Origin of the sequence: Microbacterium sp. PA5 (assembly GCF_049860775.1) — a bacterium.
In the GTDB taxonomy this organism is placed as follows: Bacteria; Actinomycetota; Actinomycetes; order Actinomycetales; family Microbacteriaceae; genus Microbacterium.
The window spans coordinates 2,674,880-2,692,463 of the sequence record NZ_CP187567.1; the positions used below are offsets into that span (position 1 = coordinate 2,674,880).

Annotated in this window: 18 protein-coding genes; 8 read left to right on the forward strand and 10 right to left on the reverse strand. The window is 73.0% G+C overall.

From position 1 onward, the window contains the following. Positions 1-139: 139 nt before the first annotated feature. From ACPWUT_RS12705 to ACPWUT_RS12720, 4 genes are all read right to left on the reverse strand, one after another. Positions 140-979 (reverse strand): sulfurtransferase, encoded by an 840-nt coding sequence (locus ACPWUT_RS12705; protein ID WP_425838201.1) that lies wholly within the window; start codon positions 977-979, stop codon positions 140-142. A gap of 137 nt (positions 980-1,116) precedes the next feature. Then, positions 1,117-3,981 (reverse strand): FtsX-like permease family protein, encoded by a 2,865-nt coding sequence (locus tag ACPWUT_RS12710; RefSeq protein WP_425838204.1) that lies wholly within the window; start codon positions 3,979-3,981, stop codon positions 1,117-1,119. Next, the gene (locus ACPWUT_RS12715) at positions 3,978-4,694 is read right to left on the reverse strand and encodes an ABC transporter ATP-binding protein (protein WP_284528214.1); all 717 of its coding nucleotides are present in this window, start codon (positions 4,692-4,694) and stop codon (positions 3,978-3,980) included. The genes ACPWUT_RS12710 and ACPWUT_RS12715 overlap by 4 nt, the downstream gene beginning before the upstream one ends. Then, positions 4,691-5,305 carry a PadR family transcriptional regulator gene (locus ACPWUT_RS12720; protein WP_284528213.1) on the reverse strand — a complete coding sequence of 205 codons (615 nt, stop codon included), beginning with the start codon at positions 5,303-5,305 and terminating at the stop codon, positions 4,691-4,693. Before ACPWUT_RS12720 ends, ACPWUT_RS12715 begins: the two co-directional genes overlap by 4 nt. Before the next feature lie 108 nt (positions 5,306-5,413). On the opposite strand from ACPWUT_RS12720, the gene ACPWUT_RS12725 reads away from it, so the two are divergent. After that, positions 5,414-6,031: a DUF1992 domain-containing protein gene (locus tag ACPWUT_RS12725; protein WP_425838208.1), complete on the forward strand. Its 618-nt coding sequence runs from the start codon at positions 5,414-5,416 to the stop codon at positions 6,029-6,031. A 69-nt stretch (positions 6,032-6,100) separates the two neighbouring features. On the opposite strand, the gene ACPWUT_RS12730 is transcribed toward ACPWUT_RS12725, so the two are convergent. Next, positions 6,101-7,258: a cystathionine gamma-synthase gene (locus tag ACPWUT_RS12730; RefSeq protein WP_284528211.1), complete on the reverse strand. Its 1,158-nt coding sequence runs from the start codon at positions 7,256-7,258 to the stop codon at positions 6,101-6,103. After that, on the reverse strand, positions 7,255-8,274 hold the full coding sequence (locus ACPWUT_RS12735) for a pyridoxal-phosphate dependent enzyme (RefSeq protein ID WP_425838211.1): 1,020 nt from the start codon (positions 8,272-8,274) through the stop codon (positions 7,255-7,257). Before ACPWUT_RS12735 ends, ACPWUT_RS12730 begins: the two co-directional genes overlap by 4 nt. Before the next feature lie 219 nt (positions 8,275-8,493). Between ACPWUT_RS12735 and ACPWUT_RS12740 the strand changes: the two genes are divergently transcribed. From ACPWUT_RS12740 to ACPWUT_RS12755, 4 genes are all read left to right on the forward strand, one after another. Next, on the forward strand, positions 8,494-9,018 hold the full coding sequence (locus ACPWUT_RS12740; RefSeq protein WP_284528209.1) for a DUF4395 domain-containing protein: 525 nt from the start codon (positions 8,494-8,496) through the stop codon (positions 9,016-9,018). After that, positions 9,015-10,361: an O-acetylhomoserine aminocarboxypropyltransferase/cysteine synthase family protein gene (locus ACPWUT_RS12745; protein WP_425838214.1), complete on the forward strand. Its 1,347-nt coding sequence runs from the start codon at positions 9,015-9,017 to the stop codon at positions 10,359-10,361. The genes ACPWUT_RS12740 and ACPWUT_RS12745 overlap by 4 nt, the downstream gene beginning before the upstream one ends. Positions 10,362-10,370: 9 nt before the next feature. After that, positions 10,371-10,871 (forward strand): NADPH-dependent FMN reductase, encoded by a 501-nt coding sequence (locus tag ACPWUT_RS12750; RefSeq protein ID WP_425838217.1) that lies wholly within the window; start codon positions 10,371-10,373, stop codon positions 10,869-10,871. A 136-nt stretch (positions 10,872-11,007) separates the two neighbouring features. Next, a complete protein-coding gene (locus ACPWUT_RS12755) occupies positions 11,008-12,357 on the forward strand; it encodes a DUF222 domain-containing protein (protein ID WP_425838220.1) in 1,350 nt (449 codons plus the stop codon). Between the two features lie 52 nt (positions 12,358-12,409). On the opposite strand, the gene ACPWUT_RS12760 is transcribed toward ACPWUT_RS12755, so the two are convergent. Continuing rightward, complete coding sequence (locus ACPWUT_RS12760; protein WP_425838223.1) at positions 12,410-13,264, reverse strand: sulfurtransferase; 855 nt, start codon at positions 13,262-13,264, stop codon at positions 12,410-12,412. 151 nt (positions 13,265-13,415) lie between these two features. On the opposite strand from ACPWUT_RS12760, the gene ACPWUT_RS12765 reads away from it, so the two are divergent. Both ACPWUT_RS12765 and ACPWUT_RS12770 read left to right on the forward strand, forming a co-directional pair. Beyond that, complete coding sequence (locus tag ACPWUT_RS12765; protein WP_284528204.1) at positions 13,416-13,982, forward strand: flavin reductase family protein; 567 nt, start codon at positions 13,416-13,418, stop codon at positions 13,980-13,982. A 62-nt stretch (positions 13,983-14,044) separates the two neighbouring features. Further along, the gene (locus tag ACPWUT_RS12770; RefSeq protein ID WP_284528203.1) at positions 14,045-14,746 is read left to right on the forward strand and encodes a GTP pyrophosphokinase; all 702 of its coding nucleotides are present in this window, start codon (positions 14,045-14,047) and stop codon (positions 14,744-14,746) included. A 25-nt stretch (positions 14,747-14,771) separates the two neighbouring features. Here the strand turns inward: ACPWUT_RS12770 and ACPWUT_RS12775 are convergent, their stop codons facing one another. From ACPWUT_RS12775 to ACPWUT_RS12785, 3 genes are read right to left on the reverse strand one after another with little or no spacing between them, the layout of a single operon-like run. Further along, a complete protein-coding gene (locus ACPWUT_RS12775) occupies positions 14,772-15,644 on the reverse strand; it encodes an SDR family oxidoreductase (protein ID WP_425838228.1) in 873 nt (290 codons plus the stop codon). Beyond that, on the reverse strand, positions 15,641-16,612 hold the full coding sequence (locus ACPWUT_RS12780) for a cation diffusion facilitator family transporter (protein ID WP_284528201.1): 972 nt from the start codon (positions 16,610-16,612) through the stop codon (positions 15,641-15,643). The genes ACPWUT_RS12775 and ACPWUT_RS12780 overlap by 4 nt, the downstream gene beginning before the upstream one ends. Positions 16,613-16,620: 8 nt before the next feature. Further along, entirely contained in the window at positions 16,621-17,103 is a 483-nt protein-coding gene (locus ACPWUT_RS12785) for a hypothetical protein (RefSeq protein WP_425838231.1), read from the reverse strand. 118 nt (positions 17,104-17,221) lie between these two features. Between ACPWUT_RS12785 and ACPWUT_RS12790 the strand changes: the two genes are divergently transcribed. Further along, the gene (locus ACPWUT_RS12790; protein WP_284528199.1) at positions 17,222-17,584 is read left to right on the forward strand and encodes a hypothetical protein; all 363 of its coding nucleotides are present in this window, start codon (positions 17,222-17,224) and stop codon (positions 17,582-17,584) included.

The following is a 17,584-nucleotide window of genomic DNA, read 5'->3' on the forward strand; positions in this document are numbered from 1 at the left end:
CGCAGCCCCTTCTTCTTCCTTCCTCTGCCGAGCCGACAAGATTCGCGCGAACCCACACGCTTCTGACGCCCAATATCGTGTCGGTTCGGCCGCAGCGTGTCGGCTCGGCGAAGAGGGCGGTGGGAGGCGCGAGGGGGCGTCAGGGGCGGGCGCCGACGGCCGCCGGGCGGTCGGGGTGGTTCGCCCACTGGCTCCAGGATCCGACGTAGAGGGCCGGGGTGAATCCCGCGAGCGTGAGGGCCAGGGCGGCGTGGGATGCCGAGACGCCCGACCCGCAGTAGACGCCGACCGCCTCGTCCGCACGCGCCCCCGCGGAGACGAAGCGCGCGCGCAGCTCCTCGGGCGGGAGGAACCGGCCGTCGGCGGCGTTGCTGTCGACCGTCGGCGAGTTGATCGCACCGGGGATGTGCCCCGCGCGCGGATCGATGGGCTCGGTGTCGCCGCGGTACCGTTCCGGCGCCCGGACGTCGAGCAGGATGCCGGTGCCCGGAAGCGCCGCCGCCTCGTCGATGTCCAGCTGCGGCAGGAGCCCCGACGCGACGGTGACGGTGCCCGGCGCGCGGGGCGTACCGGGGCCCGGCTCGAGGGGCAGACCGGCATCCCGCCACGCCGCGAGGCCGCCGTCGAGCACCCGTGCCGGAATGCCGGCGTCGGTCAGCATCCACCACGCCCGCGCCGCGCCGTAGGTCAGCCAGTCGTCGTACACGACGACGGTGTCCCCCTCCGACACGCCCCAGCGGCGGACGGTCTCGGCGAACACATCGGGAGCAGGGAGCGGATGCCGCCCGTCGGTCGGCGCGCCGTGTGCCGCGAGGTCGTCGTCGAGACTCACGTACTGCGCCGAGGGCACGTGCCCCTGCTCGAACGCGGCGCGGCCGTCGGGCGCATCGAGCCGCCACCGCACGTCGAGCACGATCGGCGGCGCCTCCGCGTCCAGCAGTGCGGCGAGCTCGGCGGCGGTCACGAGAGGGTGGGGCATGTTCCGACGTTATCCTCCTCCAGTCCGCGAGCCGACACGATCCGCGCGAGCCGACACCTCCCGCGCGGTTCGCATCGTGTCGGCTCGCACACAGCGTGTCGGCTCGCGGGATGACCAGGAGCGGGGGCGGGAGGGGGTCAGGCGATCGCGGTGCGGCGGGTGAGGTCGGGGCGGCGGGGCGGGACGACGGCGTTGGCGACGGCGATCACCAGCGGCAGCGCGACGGCGAGCGCGGCGAGCAGCAACCACGGCACGTCCGCGATCGAGAGCTCCCGCCCGGTGTCGACCTGCGACTGCAGCAGGAAGCCGATCGGCGGGAGGATGCCGGCGGCGGCGCCGGCGAAGGTCCCGAATCCCACGATCACGAGTCCCTGCCAGAACCCGATCCGGCGGCGGAGGCCGTCGGTGCCACCGACGGCGGTGAGCGTCGCATCGTCGGGGCGCCGCTCGAAGCGCGCGAGCCCGAGGGCGACCGCGCTCGCTCCGACGACGAGCACGGCGACCGCCACCAGCAACGGTACGAGCCAGGACTCGGCGCCGATCGGCCCGGTCTCCACCCAGACCGACGCCGCGTAGTCATCGTTCTGCAGGTTCTCCCCGAGCGCCCGGAGCCGATCGGACTGCTCTGTCGTCGGCGCCCCGTCGAAGCCGCCGTACACCATGAGCGGCACCACCTCGATGCCGAGCTTCTCCCCTGTCGCCGGGGAGACCGCGACCTGCACCGCCTGATGCGGGGCGGCGACCACGAACGCGTCGAGACCCTTCGACCACACCGGCTCCTCGATGTCCTCGCCCGGCGCAGGCCGCAGCACATTGGTGGGCGCGCCGCCGAACTGCCATTGCCGCTCCGTCCACGCGGAGACCTCGATCCGGCCGTCGGTGACGAGGCCCGCATCGGTCACGAGCGCCGCGCCCGCGTCGTAGGCGGCGCGCTGCCGCTCCGTCAGGCGGATGCCGGTGACGGTCTCGATGTCGTCGACGGCGATGACCGAGATGTTGTTCTGCGGGTCCGCGAGCTCGGTCGAGTATCCCCATCCGTCGACGCTGGCGGGATCGATGAGGTTCCGATCGGGTCGCACGGTGGTCGCGCGGAGCAGGTCCTCGGGGATGTCCGCCTCGCTCTCGACCCAGAGGGGCTGCTGCCGTTCGGCGACGCCCGTGGCCGTCGCGCCCACCTCGCGGTAGACCGCGACGGTCTCGGCCGCGGCCGCCTCCGCCTGCTCGCGGGTGAGCAGGTCCGGGGTGCGCGAGTACAGCGAGCCGATGGCGGTGCCGACCGGGGCGGAGTACGTCCACGAGCGGGCCGTCTGCCCGGTGACCATCCCGCCCATGCCGACGGCGAACACCCCGGCGAACACGGTCGCTCCGATCGCCGCGAAGGCCGGCACCGTGCGCGCGCCGTTGGCGACGGCATCCCGCGAGGCGATCCGTGCGGCGATGCCCAGCTTCGACAGCGCGAGCGAGGCGAGCCAGAGCAGCCACCGCCCCGACAGGACGATCCCCAGCTGCGCGACGATCGGTCCGACGATGATGCCGACGGTCGGCAGCCAGCGCAGCGGCGAGTCGTACGGGATGGACGAGCTCGCCGTGACGGCCGCAGCGGCGAGGCCGGACAGGATCGTGAGGGCGACACCGCCGACGAGCATGACCGATCCCCAGATCGGACGCGACGCGGTGACCTTCTGCGGGCGACGGGCGCCGCGCAGCGCGCTCATCGCATCCGACTTCGCGACACCGCGGGCCGGCATGAGCGCCGCCGCGGTCCCGATGAGGACGGCGAAGACGAGGATGCCGACCAGCAGCAGGCACGGCACGTGGAAGCCCCAGAACTGCGTCGCGGAGCCGTTGTCCACGATCGCGAGGGTGAGCGCAGCCAGGCCGATGCCCAGGGCCACCCCGACCACACCTCCGACGAGGCCCAGCACCGTGCCCTGCAGGCGGACGGTGCGCCGGAGGTCGCGCGCGTCGGCGCCGACGCTCGCCGCGATCGCGAGGGCGCGCTGCTGCCGGCGCGCACTCACCGCGAACGCGGCGCCGGCGAGCATGACGACCATGTACCCGGCGGCCACCCCCGCCGCGCCGAGGCTGGCGGCGAGCGCGAGCCGGCTGTAGAAGTCCTGGGTGGCACGGTCGAGCATCCACTCGCCGTCGACCGAGAACGGCGGCGGATCGAGGACGACCGCGCGGGCGTAGGCGATCATGCCCGCTTCGTTCAGCTCCTGCACGTCCGCCCACGAGAGCGCGGTCTCGGGCAGGTACCAGCGCCGGTCGGCGAAGCGCTCCGCGTCGGCGAACACGACCGCGCTGTCGGCGTCGGGCAGGTCGGCGACCTCGATCGTGCCGGTGATCGTGTAGTCGCGGTCGTCGCTGCGCAACACACCGCCGACCGCGACGCCGGTCCGCTCCAGGGTGGCCGGTGTGACCATCACCTCGTCGTCCGTGACCGGGGCGCGGCCGTCGATCACGTCGAACCGCCCCGCGAACCGCGGATCCCACGCGGCGCCCGCCCAGGCCTGCACCGCCGCCACCCCGGCCGCGGTGTCGATCCGCACCTGACCCGAGCCGATCGGCACCGTCTCGGTGCCTGCGGGAAGGGCGTCGAGCGGATCGGTCGGGATCTCCCCTTCCGGCTGCTCGCCCCCGCCGCCGTCGGCATCGCGCGGGTAGCCGTTCCAGAACGGCTCGCCCGGCGCCTGCCAGAACCCGGCACCGGCCACCCCCGCGGGCTGCACCCAGGCCGCCATCCGGCCGAGCTCCACGTCGGCGCGCTCCTCGGGCGTGCCGATCATGCTGTCCACGAAGATGGCCGCCCCCGCCATCGCCGCGATGGGCAGCGCCACGAGGGTCATGATGAGCAGGCTCGACACCCACGTGCGACGCACCTGACGCCGAGCCAGGCGCACCGCCACCCGCCACCGCGCCCACCGCGACGACTCGAGTCCCGGCTGCCGGGCGTGCGGATCCGTCCCCACGGACTCCGCACGCTCCAGCGTGCCGGTCACCGCGCCCTCGCCAGCAGCGAGTCGGCGCCGTCGCGCTGCGACTGGTCGATGATCCGGCCGTCGCGGAGGAACACGATCCGGTCGGCCCACGCCGCATGCCGGGCCTCGTGGGTGACGAGGATGCCGGCCGCACCCTGATCGACCCGCGAGCGGATCATCTTCATCACCGCCTCGCCGGTGACCGAGTCCAGCGCGCCCGTCGGTTCGTCCGCGAGGATCAGCCGCCGCCCGCCCACGACGGCGCGGGCGATCGCGACGCGCTGCTGCTGACCTCCGGAGAGGTCGTCGGGGTACGCGTCGAACTTCGCGTCGAGGCCGACGGAGACGAGCGCATCCCGACCCGCACGGCGCGCTGCGCGGGCCCGGAAGCCGTCGAGCTCCAGCGGCAGCGTCACGTTCTCGAGGGCCGTGAGGGTCGGGATGAGATTGAAGTCCTGGAAGACGAATCCCAGGGAGCGCCGCCGCAGCTGCGCGAGTTCGCGGGTGGATGCCGTCGACAGGTACGTCCCCTCGACGACGACCTCGCCGGTCGTCGGCTTCTGCAGGCCGCCGGCGATGGAGAGCAGGGTCGACTTGCCCGAGCCCGAGGCCCCCATGATGGCCACCAGCTCGCCCTTGGCGACCGTCAGATCGACGCCCGACAGCGCCGAGACGCTGGTCGCGCCCGCGCCGTACTGCTGGGTGACGCCGATGAGCTGGAGGACCGCGGTCACGCGCGGGCCGCGCTCTCGGCGGCGGGGCGCAGCGCCGGCCGGCCGCGCTTGGGCCGCTCGGTGGACAGCTCGAGGGCCATCGCATGCTGGGGGTGCATCGCCAGGCGCTGCTCGGTGTGGTCGAGCCAGCGCACCTCCGCCTCGGCGGAGAAGATCATCGAGTCCACGACGAGCGACCAGGCGAGCTCCTCGGGACCGTCGGGGTTCGCTCCGGCGTACTTCGCGCGGTTGAGCTCCTGCAGCTGCGAGAGCGAGGCGAGGCGCTGGGTCTGGATGACCTCGGAGACGTCGACCCCGGGGAGCGTCGCGGCCACGGCGAGCTTGATCGCGAGCTCGTCGCGGGTGCCGTGGCTGCGTTCCACGGGGGACGACAGCCAGGCGCGGACCTCGGCGGATCCCGCCTCGGTGATCTGCCAGTACACGTGGCCCTGCTCGTCGACGTCGCCCTTGGCCACCAGGCCGTCGCGCTCCAGCCGGTCGAGTGTGTTGTAGATCTGGCCGACGTTGAGCGGCCAGGTCGAGCCGGTGCGCCGGTCGAACTCCGCCCGCAGCTGGTAGCCGTAGCAGGGGCCCTGATCCAGAATGGCCAGCAGGCTCTGTCGCACCGACATCCGCGTCTCCCTCGGTTGCACGACCGGGTGCATACCCGGTATGTGATTTCCGAGTATATACATGCCGGGTATCGTGCCCGCCAGCCGAGAGGCGCTTAGGCTGGAGGAATGGCCGAGGATCCGCGGCTGGACGCCGCTCGCTATCGCGTGGACAAGGCCGCCCGCGAGGCCGGATTCGCGGGCGACGAGGATGCCGATCCCGCGTCCGCCGCTCCGCGCGCCGATCCCGCGTCCGCCGCTCCGCGTGCCGATCCCGCTGCGCCGACCGCCCACGAGCGGGCGATGTACGTCGAGACGGCGATCCAGCAGGCCATCCGCCGCGGCGATTTCGACGACCTGCCCGGCTACGGCAAGCCGCTCGAGGGGCTGGGCGACCACCACGACCCGAACTGGTGGATCCGGCGCAAGATCCAGACCGAGCAGCTGACCGGCCTCGGACCGCCGGCGCTGCGGCTGCGGGTCGAGCACGCCGAGTTCGACGAGCGCGTGGACGCGCTCACCCGGGAGTCCGACGTGCGCGACTACGTCACCGACTTCAACCGCCGGGTGGTGGAAGCGCGCCGCCAGCTCCAGGGCGGGCCGCCGGTCGTGACGCCCACCCGCGACGTCGACGCCGAGGTCGACGCCTGGCGTGCGCGGCGTGCGGCGCGCACCCCTCCCCCCGCGCCGGACCCGCCGCGCCGTCGGCGCTGGTCGCTGCGCCGGAACCGGCAGGAGGACGCGTGACCGAGGCGGCCCGCACGGCGGGGTGAATCACCGGCGCGTGCGTCCCGGCCGCTTCCGAGACGGCACGGTTCAGGCGCGCAGGGCCTGCTCCACGTCGGCCAGCAGGTCGTCGGCGTCCTCGATGCCGACCGAGAGGCGCACCACCTCCACCGGGACGGCGGCCTCCGTGCCCCGCACGGAGGCGTGGGTCATCGCGTCGGGATAGTTCACGAGCGACTCCACCCCGCCGAGCGACTCGGCGAGCTGGAACAGCCGCGTGGACTCGGCGAAGCGTCGTGCGGCCTCGCCGGACTCCAGGGCCACTGAGACGATGCCGCCGAACGCGGACATCTGCCGCGCCGCGATCTCGTGCCCCGGGTGCGATGCCAGGCCCGGGTAGTACACCCGCGCGACGCGTTCATGCCCGTCGAGGAATGCGGCGATCGCGGCGGCGTTCTCGCTGTGCCGCTGCATGCGGACGGCGAGCGTCTTCACCCCGCGCGTCGTGAGCCACGCGTCGAGAGGGCCCGACACCGCGCCGACGGCGAACTGGAGGAAGCCGATCTTCTCGGCGAGGGCGTCGTCGTCGAGCACGAGCGCACCCCCGACGACATCGGAGTGCCCGCCGAGGTACTTCGTGGTCGAGTGCACGACGACGTCGGCGCCGAGGGCGAGCGGCTGCTGCAGGGCGGGTGTGGCGAAGGTGTTGTCGACGACGACCAGCGAGCCCGCGGCGTGACCGACCTCGACGAGCGCGGCGATGTCGGTGATGCGCAGCAGCGGGTTGGACGGTGTCTCGACCCACAGGATGCGCGGCGGACGCTCGGCGACCGCGGCGCGGACGGCATCCGGATCGCTCAGGTCGACGACGCGCAGTTTCACGCCCCACGGGCCGAGGATGCGGGAGATGAGACGGTGGGTGCCGCCGTAGACGTCGCTGCCGAGGAGCACCTCGTCGCCCGGCTGGAGCACTGCGCGCAGCAGCGCGTCCTCGGCGGCCAGGCCGGAGGCGAACGAGAAGGCGTGCGCGCCGCCCTCGATCGCGGCCAGTTGCACCTGGAGGGCGGTGCGGGTCGGATTGCCGCTGCGGCCGTACTCGTAGCCCTGCCGGAGCCCCCCGATGCCGTCCTGGGCATACGTCGTCGAGAAGTGGACGGGCGGGATCACCGCGCCGGTCGTCGGGTCGAACTCCTGACCGGCGTGGACGGCGAGGCTGGCGAAGCCGCGGGCGGCGTCTGAGGCGGTCATGCGAGGCTCCCGGGGAGGTCGGAGGTGGCGGGGGTGTCGACGGTCAGCGCGGGATCGAGGAGCTCGGCGTGGCCGTGGTCGCGCATCCACTCGTCGTCGAAAATCTTGCTGAGGTAGCCCCGGCCGTGATCGGGCAGCATCACGACGACCACGGCGTCCTCGGGGAGATCGCGCGCCACCCGCAGCGCCGCGGTGACGGCCATGCCCGACGAGCCGCCGACCAGCAGGCCCTCCTCGCGGGCGAGCCGGCGCGTCATCGCGAACGATTCGGAGTCGCCGACCCGCTCGTAGCGGTCGACGACGGCGGGGTCGAAGGTGGCCGGCCAGAAGTCCTCGCCCACGCCCTCGACGGCGTAGCCGTGGATCGGTCCGCCGGAGTAGATCGAGCCCTCCGGGTCGGCGCCGACGACGACGACCTCTCCGGCCGACGCGTCCTTCAGGAACCGCCCGGTGCCGCTGATCGTGCCGCCGGTGCCGATCCCCGCGACGAAGTGCGTGACCTGGCCGTCGGTGTCGCGCCAGATCTCGGGGCCGGTCGTCTCGTAGTGCCCGCGCGGACCGTTGAGGTTCGCGAACTGGTTCGGCTTGAACGCCCCGGGGATCTCGCGCGCCAGGCGGTCCGAGACGGAGTAGTAGGAGTCGGGGTGCTCCGGCGGCACGCTCGTCGGGGTCATCACCACCTCGGCGCCGTACGCCTTCAGCACGGCGACCTTCTCGCCGGCGAACTTGTCGGGCACGACGAACACCATGCGGTAGCCGCGCTGGAGCGCGACCAGCGCGAGTCCCACCCCGGTGTTGCCGCTGGTCGGCTCGACGATCGTGCCGCCCGGCTGGAGCAGCCCATCGCGCTCGGCCGCGTCGATGATGCGCGACGCGATGCGGTCTTTCGCCGAGCTGCCGGGATTGAAGTACTCGACCTTGGCGAGCACGGTGGCGCGGATGCCGTCCGTGACGCTGCCGAGACGGACGAGGGGCGTGTTGCCGACGAGGTCGGCGATGTGGGTGGCGTAGCGCATGAGGTGTCCTGGTGGTCGTGCCGTGCGCACAGAGGCACGGCGAATCTGTCGGTCGTCGGAGGGCGCGCGTGAGCGCTCAGCGACAACAGCGACAGGTCAGGTGCACGCGACCACCGTAACCCGCGCCCCCGGTGGGGGCAAGTCGGGCAGCGCGCCGCCACGTGTCGCTCTGTGACGGCTGCCGGGTGCGCCACCCCGGTCTGCGTCTAGGGTTCCGGCATGGCCACCGACCCGACCGCCTCCCGTCCCGCCGGCATCGACCCGCGCGGACCGCGGGTGACCGCCGCCATCACGAGCGTCCTCCTGCTCCTCGGCACCTTCCTGTCGCTCGTGGGCTCCGCGACCCGCACCGGCACGACCCTCGCCGACCGCGCGGCCGACCCGGGCTTCCTCGTGCTCGCCCTCGTCGCCGTGCTGTTCGCGTGGGGCGTGACGTCGCCGCGGACCGCGCCGTGGGCGGTGCTGTTCCGCACCGCGATCCGGCCGCGCCTGACCGCGCCGACCGAGCTCGAGGACCCGCGACCGCCGCGGTTCGCGCAGGGCGTCGGGCTCTTCGTCGTCGGCCTCGGCCTGATCCTGCACCTGGTCGGCGTGCCGTGGGCGCTGCCCGCGGCCGGCGCCGCCGCGTTCGTCGCCGCGTTCCTGAACGCCGTGTTCGCCTTCTGCCTCGGCTGCCAGATCTATCTCGGCCTGACGCGCGCGGGGCTCCTCCGTCCGCAGGGCGGACTCGTCGGAGCCTCGTGACCCACGACGCGACGCCGCCGGTCGTCGCGCCCGTTCCGGCGCGCTACGACTGGGAGGGCTTCGGCTTCGACACCCGGCAGGTCCACGCCGGGGAGCTCCCCGAGGAGAACTTCGGCGCCCGCGTCACCCCGATCTACCTGTCCGCCGCCTATCGCTTCGCCTCGTTCGACGAGGCCGAGGCGCGGTTCACCGGCGCCGACGCCGGTCAGCTCTACTCGCGCAACCTCAATCCCACCCACCTCGTGGCCGAGGGACGCATCGCCTCCCTCGAGGGCGGCATCGGCGCCATCGTCGTCGGCTCGGGGCAGGCCGCGATCACGGCGCTCCTCCTGGGCCTGGCGGGGGCGGGCGAGCATCTGCTGTCGACCGCCAGCATCTACAGCGGCACCCGCATCCTCTTCGACCGCACGTTCGCACGCCTGGGCGTCGAGGTCGATTACGTGCGCGAGCCGCGGGACGCCGAGGAGTGGGAGCGGCTCATCCGCCCCGAGACCAAGGCCGTCTTCGTAGAGACGATCCCCAACCCGAAGAACGACCTCGTCGATGTGGCCGCGGTCGCCGCGATCACCCGCCGGCACGGCATCCCGCTCGTCGTCGACAACACCGTGGCGACGCCTTACGTCATCCGTCCGCTGGAGCACGGCGCCGACGTCGTCGTGCACTCGTCGACCAAGTTCCTCACCGGTCACGGCGCGGCGCTGTCGGGCGCGATCGTCGACGGCGGCACCTTCGACTGGGCGGGCTCCCGACGCCCCTACCCCGGGATCACCGAGTCGCCCGGCCCGGGGAAGCCGTCGTTCGTCGACGCGTACGGCCGCCACGCGCTGGAGGCCTACCTCCGCTTCGGCATCGTCAACGACCTCGGTCCCGCGCTGTCGCCGGTGCACTCCTTCCTCCTGCAGCAGGGCATCGAGACACTCTCGCTGCGGATGGCCCGCCACCTCGAGAACGCCGCCGCCGTCGCATCCTGGCTCGACGCGCACCCGGCCGTCGAGAGCGTCGGCTTCGCCGGCCTTCCCGGCAGCGAGTACCACGCGATCGCGACGGAGCGCTTCGGCGGCCACGCCGGCTCGGTGTTCGCCTTCACCGTGCGCGGCGGCCGCGACGCGGCCCGGCGCTTCTTCGACGCGCTCCGCGTCTTCAGCCGCATGACCAACATCGGCGACGTGCGCTCCATGGCCCTCCACCCGGCCTCGACGACCCACGTGTCGTTCTCGGCCGAGGAGCGCGAGCGCCTCGGGATCGGCGACGGCCTCATCCGGCTGTCGATCGGCATCGAGACGGCCGCCGACCTCATCGCCGACCTCGACGCGGCCCTCGCCGCCGCCGTCCCCCGCAGCTAGGAGCACCCGATGGCCTCCGTCGTCGCACTCGTGGGCAACCCGCAGCCCGGATCCCGCACGCGCCGCATCGCCGAGTCGGTCGCCGCGGCCCTCGCGGAGCGCTCGGGAGCGGGGGTCGCGGACACCGTGGAGCTCGCCGACATCGCCGACGAGCTCTTCCGGCACCCGAGCGCCGTCGTCGACGCCGCGCGGGATCGGGTGCTCGCCGCCGACGTGGTCATCGTCGCCAGCCCCACCTACAAGGCCACCTACACGGGGCTGCTGAAGGCGTTCCTCGACCGTTTCGACGCGGGCGCCCTGCACGCGGTCGCCGCGGTGCCGCTCCTGACGATCGGCTCCCCCGCCCACGCCCTGGCCGTGGAGGTGTCGCTGCGGCCCCTGCTGGTCGAGCTCGGCGCATCGGTGCCCACCCGCGGGATCGCGTTCCCGGCGTCGCAGGTCGATCAGCGCGACGAGATCGTCGCGGCCTGGGCGGATGCCGAGTGGCCCCGCCTCCGCCCCTTCCTGTAGCCGCTCGTCCGGCCGGGGCGGCTGGGCCGTGGCGTTTCCTCCCCAGGTGGGGTGCCGGCGGGGGTTGTCCACAGGAAGCGGGCCTGACCGGGGCTTTGTGGGTGTCGGTGTCGGTGCCTCTGGGAAGGATGGGGGCATGACGAACACCGGATCACTCGCGGCGGACCTTCACGCCGTGGATGCGGTGGTCGATGAGCTCGTCGAGGTCCGGCGTGGGATGGCGGCGCTGCAGGCCCGCGAGGCCGCGGTGCTGGCGCGGGCCGTGGAAGTGGTGCGGGCGCAGGAGGACGTGCCGGGACCGTCGGGGGTGCGGGATGTGCCGCTGCGGTCGATGGCGGCGCAGCTCGGGGCCGCGCTGCGGGTGTCGGATCGGACGGTGCAGCGGCTGCTGTCGGACGCGGTGGTGTTGACGGAGCGGTTCCCCGCGGCGTGGGCCGCTCTCGATGCCGGGGACGTCTCGGGGGCGCATGTGCGGGTGATCGTCGAGGCGGGACTGCCGATCGGCGACGACGAGGCCCGCGCCGTGTTCGAGGAGGCCGCGGTCGAGGTGGCCCGGCGGGAGACGCCCGGACGGCTGCGGCCGGTGGTGCGGCTGCTCGCGGCGCGGTTGCATCCGGTGCCGTTCGCGGAGCGGCACGCGGTGGCCGCGCGGGGACGGGGCGTGTGGGTGCGCGACCTCGACGACGGCATGGCGGAGCTGATCGCGACGCTGCCGGCGCATCTGGCGCACGGGATCCGCGACCGCCTCGACCGATACGCCCGGCGCGTGATCGACGGGCGCCGTGGTGCAAGTGATGATGCGGCCGTCGAGGCGATGTTGCTGGATGAGCCCACGGTGCACGACATCCGCGGGATCGATGAGGTCCGTGCCGACGTGTTCGCGGATCTCCTGTTGACTGGGCACGCGACGCCCGAGGTGTCGAACGGGTCGATCGCGGAGGGGGAGGCGATCGTCGCGCACGTGCAGGTCACCGTGCCCGTCCTCACGGCCGTCGGCGCCGGTGACGCGCCGGCGGAGCTGACCGGCCGCGCCCCGATCGACACGACGACGGCGCTGAGGCTGGCGGGCACCGCTACCGGGTGGGACCGGGTCCTCACCCACCCCGTCACCGGAACCGTGCTGGCAGTGGACCGGTACCGGCCGTCCGATCAGTTGAAGCGGGCGCTGCGGGTGCGGGACGAGCACTGCCGATTCCCGGGCTGCCGGATCCCGGTGCGAAGGTGCGACATCGACCACACCACCGCCCGCGAACACGACGGACCGACCGAGCTCGGCAACCTCGCCCACCTCTGCCGACGGCACCACACCCTGAAACACCACTCCGCCTGGCGGGTGAGACAGACCCCCGACGGGATCCTGCACTGGACCAGCCCCACCGGCAGGCACTATCCCGACCGGCCGGAGCGCACTCTCACCTTCATCACGGACGACGCCCCCATCGGCATACCGGTCGATCGAGATGGCCCTTCGGGCGCGCTCTTCTGACCGTCCGGCGGCCGTCAGCGCGGGCGGGGCGCACCGCAGGCGGGAGGACGGGTCAGACGGCGGAGATCGCTTCGGCCGGGGTGGCGCCGGTCGCGATCGGGCGACCGGGCGAGCGGCTCCACTGACTCCAAGAGCCCGGATACACACGGACGCCGATGCCTGCGACGGCGAAGGCGAGCGCCGAATGCGCCGACGCGATGCCGTTGTTGCAGTACAGGACGACCGCCGTCTCCGCGGTGACCCCCCGCGCGGCGAGCGCCGCCCGGATCCGGGCCGGCTCGTGGAGTCGGCCGTCGGGGGCGATGTGCGTGACGGTGGGGATGTTGATCGCGCCCGGGATGTGCCCGGCGCCAGGATCGAGCCCGCCGACCTGTCCGCGGTAGTGCTGCGGGGCCCGCACGTCGACGAGCACGCCGGTGCGCGGTGCGAGCGCGGCGTCCTGGATGGTCGCGACAGCGGGTCCCGTCCCCGCCAGCACGACGTCGCCCGCGGGCGGCGCGTGATCGCCTCGCGCGAGCGGATACCCCGCGTGGAGCCAGCCGCGGAAGCCGCCGTCGAGCACCCGCACGTCGATGCCGTGCCCCCGCAGCAGCCACCACGCCCGCGCCGCAGCCACGCCGTCGTTGTCGTCGTAGACCACGACGCGGTCACCGCGCCACAGCCCCCACCGGCGCGCGGCGGCCTCGAGATCGGCCGGATCCGGCAGCGGGAAGCGGCCCTCCTCGGGACGTCCGGGACGGGCGAGCTCCCGCTCCAGGTCGACGTAGACCGCACCGGGAAGGTGACCGCCCACGTAGGCGGGCCGCCCCTCGGGCTCGTTCAGGCGCCATCGCACGTCGAGCAGGCGCGGCGGGGACGCGCCCTCCAGTTCGGCGGAGAGCCGATCGGCGTCGACGAGGCGGGACATGCCCTCATGGTCGCCGAGGAGCACGCCGCCCGTCGCGCGGCCCCGCAACACGGCGACACGCCCCGGCGCCCGCGCGTCACATTCGTTCACACGGGGTCACAGACGCACACACACCGCCCCCGACCCCTCGGATCGGGGTTAGCGTCGAAGGATGACCACCTCGCCCGCCGCCCGCATCGACGCGCCCGAGCACCAGTTCTCGTCCTCGCTGTCGGCCGACGAGTTCAAGGCGCTGTTCCGCGGCCACCCCGGGGGCGTCGCGGTGATCACCGCCGACGCGGGCGACGGCCCGGTCGCCCTGACGGCGACATCGGTGTCGTCGGTGAGCGCCGACCCGCCGCTCCTGATCTTCTCGATCTCGTCGCTGTCGTCCTCCTCCGACGTGCTCTCGCGGGCCGAGACGATCGTCGTGCACCTGCTCGACGCGCACGACCTGGAGCTCGCCCGCCTCGGCGCCACGAGCGGGGTCGACCGCTTCGCCGACACCGACCGCTGGTCGCGTCTGGTCACCGGCGAACCGGTGTACCACGACGTCCGCGCGTGGGTGCGCTGCGCCGTGATCGGGCGGATGGACGCCGGCGGCTCCACCGTCATCGCCGCGCACGCGCTGCAGTCGCAGGTCGTCCGCGATGTTGCACCGGGAGAGCCGGGCGACGCGCTGGTCTACCACAACCGCACCTGGCACCGACTCGGCGAGCACTCGCGCATCGACGCCTGAGTACGCCTGAGCACGCCCCCGACTCACAGCGTCCGCTGAACGTCGATCGATACGGTCGGACCATGGAAGCGTCGCCGCAGCACCTGTCCGTCACGACCGACGACGGGGTGGCGACCTTCTCCCCCCATGAGCTGCGTGCGATGCGCGACGAGTTCCAGCGCTTCCTCCTCGGCTACCAGTTCGGCCTCCGCGAGGTCGAGACCAAGATCGGCATCCTCCGTGACGAGTTCCTGCTGACCCATGAGTACAACCCCATCGAGCACGTCTCGAGCCGCGTGAAGAGCGCCGACAGCCTCATCGACAAGGTCGTGCGCAAAGGCGTGGAGCCGACGTTCGACGCCATCCGCGACCACATCACCGACATCGCCGGCGTCCGGGTGACCACCAGCTTCGCGAAGGACGCCTACCGGCTGTTCGACCTCCTGACCGCACAGGACGACATCACGCTGCGCGAGGTGAAGGACTACATCGCCCGCCCCAAGGAGAACGGCTACCAGAGCCTGCACGCGATCGTGGAGGTGCCCGTCTTCCTCTCCAGCGGGCGCATCGACGCCGTCGTCGAGGTGCAGTTCCGCACCATCGCGATGGACTTCTGGGCGAGCCTGGAGCACAAGATCTACTACAAGTACGACGGTGCGGTGCCCGACGGCCTCCTTGCGGAGCTGCGCGATGCGGCGCTCACCGCCGCGGAGCTCGACGCCCGCATGGAACGGCTGCACGGCGAGCTCCACGGCCCCCACCCCGGGCGATTCGTCGCCGCCTGACGCGCGACGCTCCGCCCGGGTCGACTCAGAGGCCCTTTCCGCCGGTCACCGGCAGCACGGCGCCCGAGACGAACGAGGCCTCGTCCGACGCCAGGAACACGTACGCGCCGGCCAGCTCGGCGGGCTGCCCGGCACGGCCGAGCGGCGTGTCCTGGCCGAACGTGGCGAGTCGCTCCGCGTCCCACCCGGTCGCCGGGATGAGCGGCGTCCAGATCGGGCCGGGCGCGACCGCGTTCACCCGGATGCCCTCGGGCCCGAGCTCCTCGGCGGCGGCCTTGACGAAGGCGACCTGCGCCGCCTTCGTCATGGCGTAGTCGATGATCCCCGGCGAGGGGTTGAACGCCTGGATCGACGAGGTGACGATGATCGAGGCGCCCGGCTGCAGCAGCGGCACCGCCGCGCGGGCGGAGTAGAGCATGCCGTAGAGGTTCGTCTGGAACACGCGATCGAACTCGGCCGTCTCCAGCGAGCCGATCCCGTCGCGGTCCTTCTGATAGGCCGCGTTCAGCACCACGACGTCGAGCCCGCCCAGCTCGCGCGCCGCGTCGACGACGATCGCGGTCGCGAAGGCCTCGTCGCGCACGTCACCCGCGAACGAGACGCCGCGGCGCCCCTCGGCGCGCACGAGCGCGACGGTCGCGTCGGCGTCCTCCTGCTCCTCGGGCAGATGCGCGATCGCGACCTCCGCGCCCTCCCGCGCGAACGCGAGCGCGACGGCGCGGCCGATGCCGGAGTCGCCGCCGGTGATGAGCGCGCGCTTGCCTTCGAGGCGTCCGCTGCCGCGGTAGCTGTCCTCGCCGTGGTCGGGGCGGGGCTCGGTGCGGCCGGTGAGTCCGGGCTGCTCCTGCTCCTGGTCGGGGAACCCTCCGTCGTGGTGGGCGGTGCGCGGATCGGTCATGTTCGTTCCTTTCCTCGGGTCTCCTCCGGCAGCGACGCCACCGGGACGACGATCACGTCCTGGACCTTCCAGTCCAGCTCCGCGATCTGCGATCGGGCGGCCTCCACGCGTGCGAGACGCACGCGGCGGCGGCGCGGCACGACGAAGGCCTCGACGTGGAACACCTGTCCCATGTCGCGCATCCGCACCGACGCCTGCGCCACCCACGGCAGGGTCTCCAGGCTCGCCACGATCCGGTCGGCCAGCGGATGCGGCGCGGCGTCGTCATGCGTGCGCGCCCGCTGGTCGATGAGGTCGAGCACCGCCGAGCGCGCGTTGCGCCAGCCGTCCCAGACGATGCCGGCGGAGATGAAGATGGCCGCGGCGCCATCGAGCCACCACCAGCCGATGCCGATGCCGAGCACGCCGACGATCGAGGCGACCGTCGTCGTCCAGTCGGCCTTGGCCATGTCGGCGTCGGCGTAGAGGACCTTGTTGTGCAGCACCGGGGCGAGCTTCGCCTTCGCGTGCCCGTAGAAGAAGGGGCCGATGACGATGACGCTCATCACGGCGACCATGAACCAGCCGAGCCAGATCGTCTGGCCGAACACGTTCACCGTGCCGATCGCCGGGTGCTCGCCGCGCAGCAGGCCGATCGCCGACTCGACCGCAAGGCTGCCGCCGATCGCCAGGAGCGCCACCCCGGCGACGAGGTGTCCGACGCCCATGGCGCGGTGGAGACCGTACGGGAACCCACGGGTCGGCCGGTGACGGATGAGGAGCAGCGCGACGAGGAACGACACCTGCGGGATCAGCGACAGCATGTCCTCGATCCACGCCGTCTTCATCGCCTGCGACCCGCCCACGACGAGGGCGATGAGCGCGATCGTCACGCAGGTGTAGGCGATCGTGAACCACTCCCACCGCACCGCGCTGCGCAGCGCCGCCTGCTGGGCGGGCGGCAGGTCGGTGCGTCCCATGGACGTCATCCGCCCGATCACGGGCCGACCTCCGCGTCGAGGTAGGCCTCGAGGGCCGACTGCAGGCCGTTCTCGCCGAGCGGCAGGAGCACGACGACCGGGCGGCCCGCCGCTCCGGGGATGCCGGTGTAGCCCCGGGTCACCGACACCCGGTCGCTCCACGGCGTGTCGTCGGTCATGCCGCCGATCGCGACGTCGAGGGCGCCTGACTCGAGCGCCGCGACGAGATCCTCCTCCGAGCCGACCGTCCAGCGCACCCGGGCGTCACGGCCGGCCGCGAAGCCGGCGATGAGGTCGGGCAGCGGTCCCGAGACGGGGTCCGCGCCCGACGGGTCGTCCAGGACGACGAGGCCGTCGCTCGGCGATGCCCCCACGCGCAGCACGCCCCCGTCGATGCGGTCGAGCGCCCCGTCGGGGTCGGCGGGGATCGATGCCCCGCACCCGGTGAGGACGGCCAGGGACAGCAGCATCGCCGCGGTCACGGCAGCGACTCGTCGCACGTCACGTCCTCTCGCATCGGCACCCGATCGGCGCGGAAAGCGCGCCCGTCACGATAGGCGCCGATCCGGGAAGGTCACGAGCCCCTTGACAGCCGGTCCGACCGCGTAAAGTACGAGCGTGGGCACTATCTACTACGGGGGATCGGCCACGCCGATCCACATCGAAGACCGTGCGCTCGCGCACCTCAAGGTCGTCGTCGCCACCAAGCTCCGGCGAGGCGAGAGCTTCACCCTGTCGTGGACGCATCCCGATGACGAGGAGCGCGGTCGCAGCACGATCTGGCTGCATCCGTCCATTCCGCTCCGGTTCGTCTTCGACGACCCCGAGAACCCGGAACTCAGCCGAGAGTGGCTCGAGGAGCTCGCGCAGTCGGCCAACTCGTCGGGCGGGATGACCCTCGTCGCCGAGCACATCGACAACGGCGGCGAAGAGGTGCCGGACACGGCCCCCCAGTCGGTCGAGGTGGCCGAGAAGGACTGA

Coding starts and splice junctions, on each gene's coding strand:
- ACPWUT_RS12705 (WP_425838201.1), bottom strand. CDS start 979: ATGCCCCACCCTCTCGTGACCGCCGCCGAGCTCGCCGCACTGCTGGAC.
- ACPWUT_RS12720 (WP_284528213.1), bottom strand. CDS start 5,305: ATGTCGGTGCGACAGAGCCTGCTGGCCATTCTGGATCAGGGCCCCTGC.
- ACPWUT_RS12725 (WP_425838208.1), top strand. CDS start 5,414: ATGGCCGAGGATCCGCGGCTGGACGCCGCTCGCTATCGCGTGGACAAG.
- ACPWUT_RS12730 (WP_284528211.1), bottom strand. CDS start 7,258: ATGACCGCCTCAGACGCCGCCCGCGGCTTCGCCAGCCTCGCCGTCCAC.
- ACPWUT_RS12735 (WP_425838211.1), bottom strand. CDS start 8,274: ATGCGCTACGCCACCCACATCGCCGACCTCGTCGGCAACACGCCCCTC.
- ACPWUT_RS12740 (WP_284528209.1), top strand. CDS start 8,494: ATGGCCACCGACCCGACCGCCTCCCGTCCCGCCGGCATCGACCCGCGC.
- ACPWUT_RS12750 (WP_425838217.1), top strand. CDS start 10,371: ATGGCCTCCGTCGTCGCACTCGTGGGCAACCCGCAGCCCGGATCCCGC.
- ACPWUT_RS12755 (WP_425838220.1), top strand. CDS start 11,008: ATGACGAACACCGGATCACTCGCGGCGGACCTTCACGCCGTGGATGCG.
- ACPWUT_RS12760 (WP_425838223.1), bottom strand. CDS start 13,264: ATGTCCCGCCTCGTCGACGCCGATCGGCTCTCCGCCGAACTGGAGGGC.
- ACPWUT_RS12765 (WP_284528204.1), top strand. CDS start 13,416: ATGACCACCTCGCCCGCCGCCCGCATCGACGCGCCCGAGCACCAGTTC.
- ACPWUT_RS12770 (WP_284528203.1), top strand. CDS start 14,045: ATGGAAGCGTCGCCGCAGCACCTGTCCGTCACGACCGACGACGGGGTG.
- ACPWUT_RS12775 (WP_425838228.1), bottom strand. CDS start 15,644: ATGACCGATCCGCGCACCGCCCACCACGACGGAGGGTTCCCCGACCAG.
- ACPWUT_RS12780 (WP_284528201.1), bottom strand. CDS start 16,612: ATGACGTCCATGGGACGCACCGACCTGCCGCCCGCCCAGCAGGCGGCG.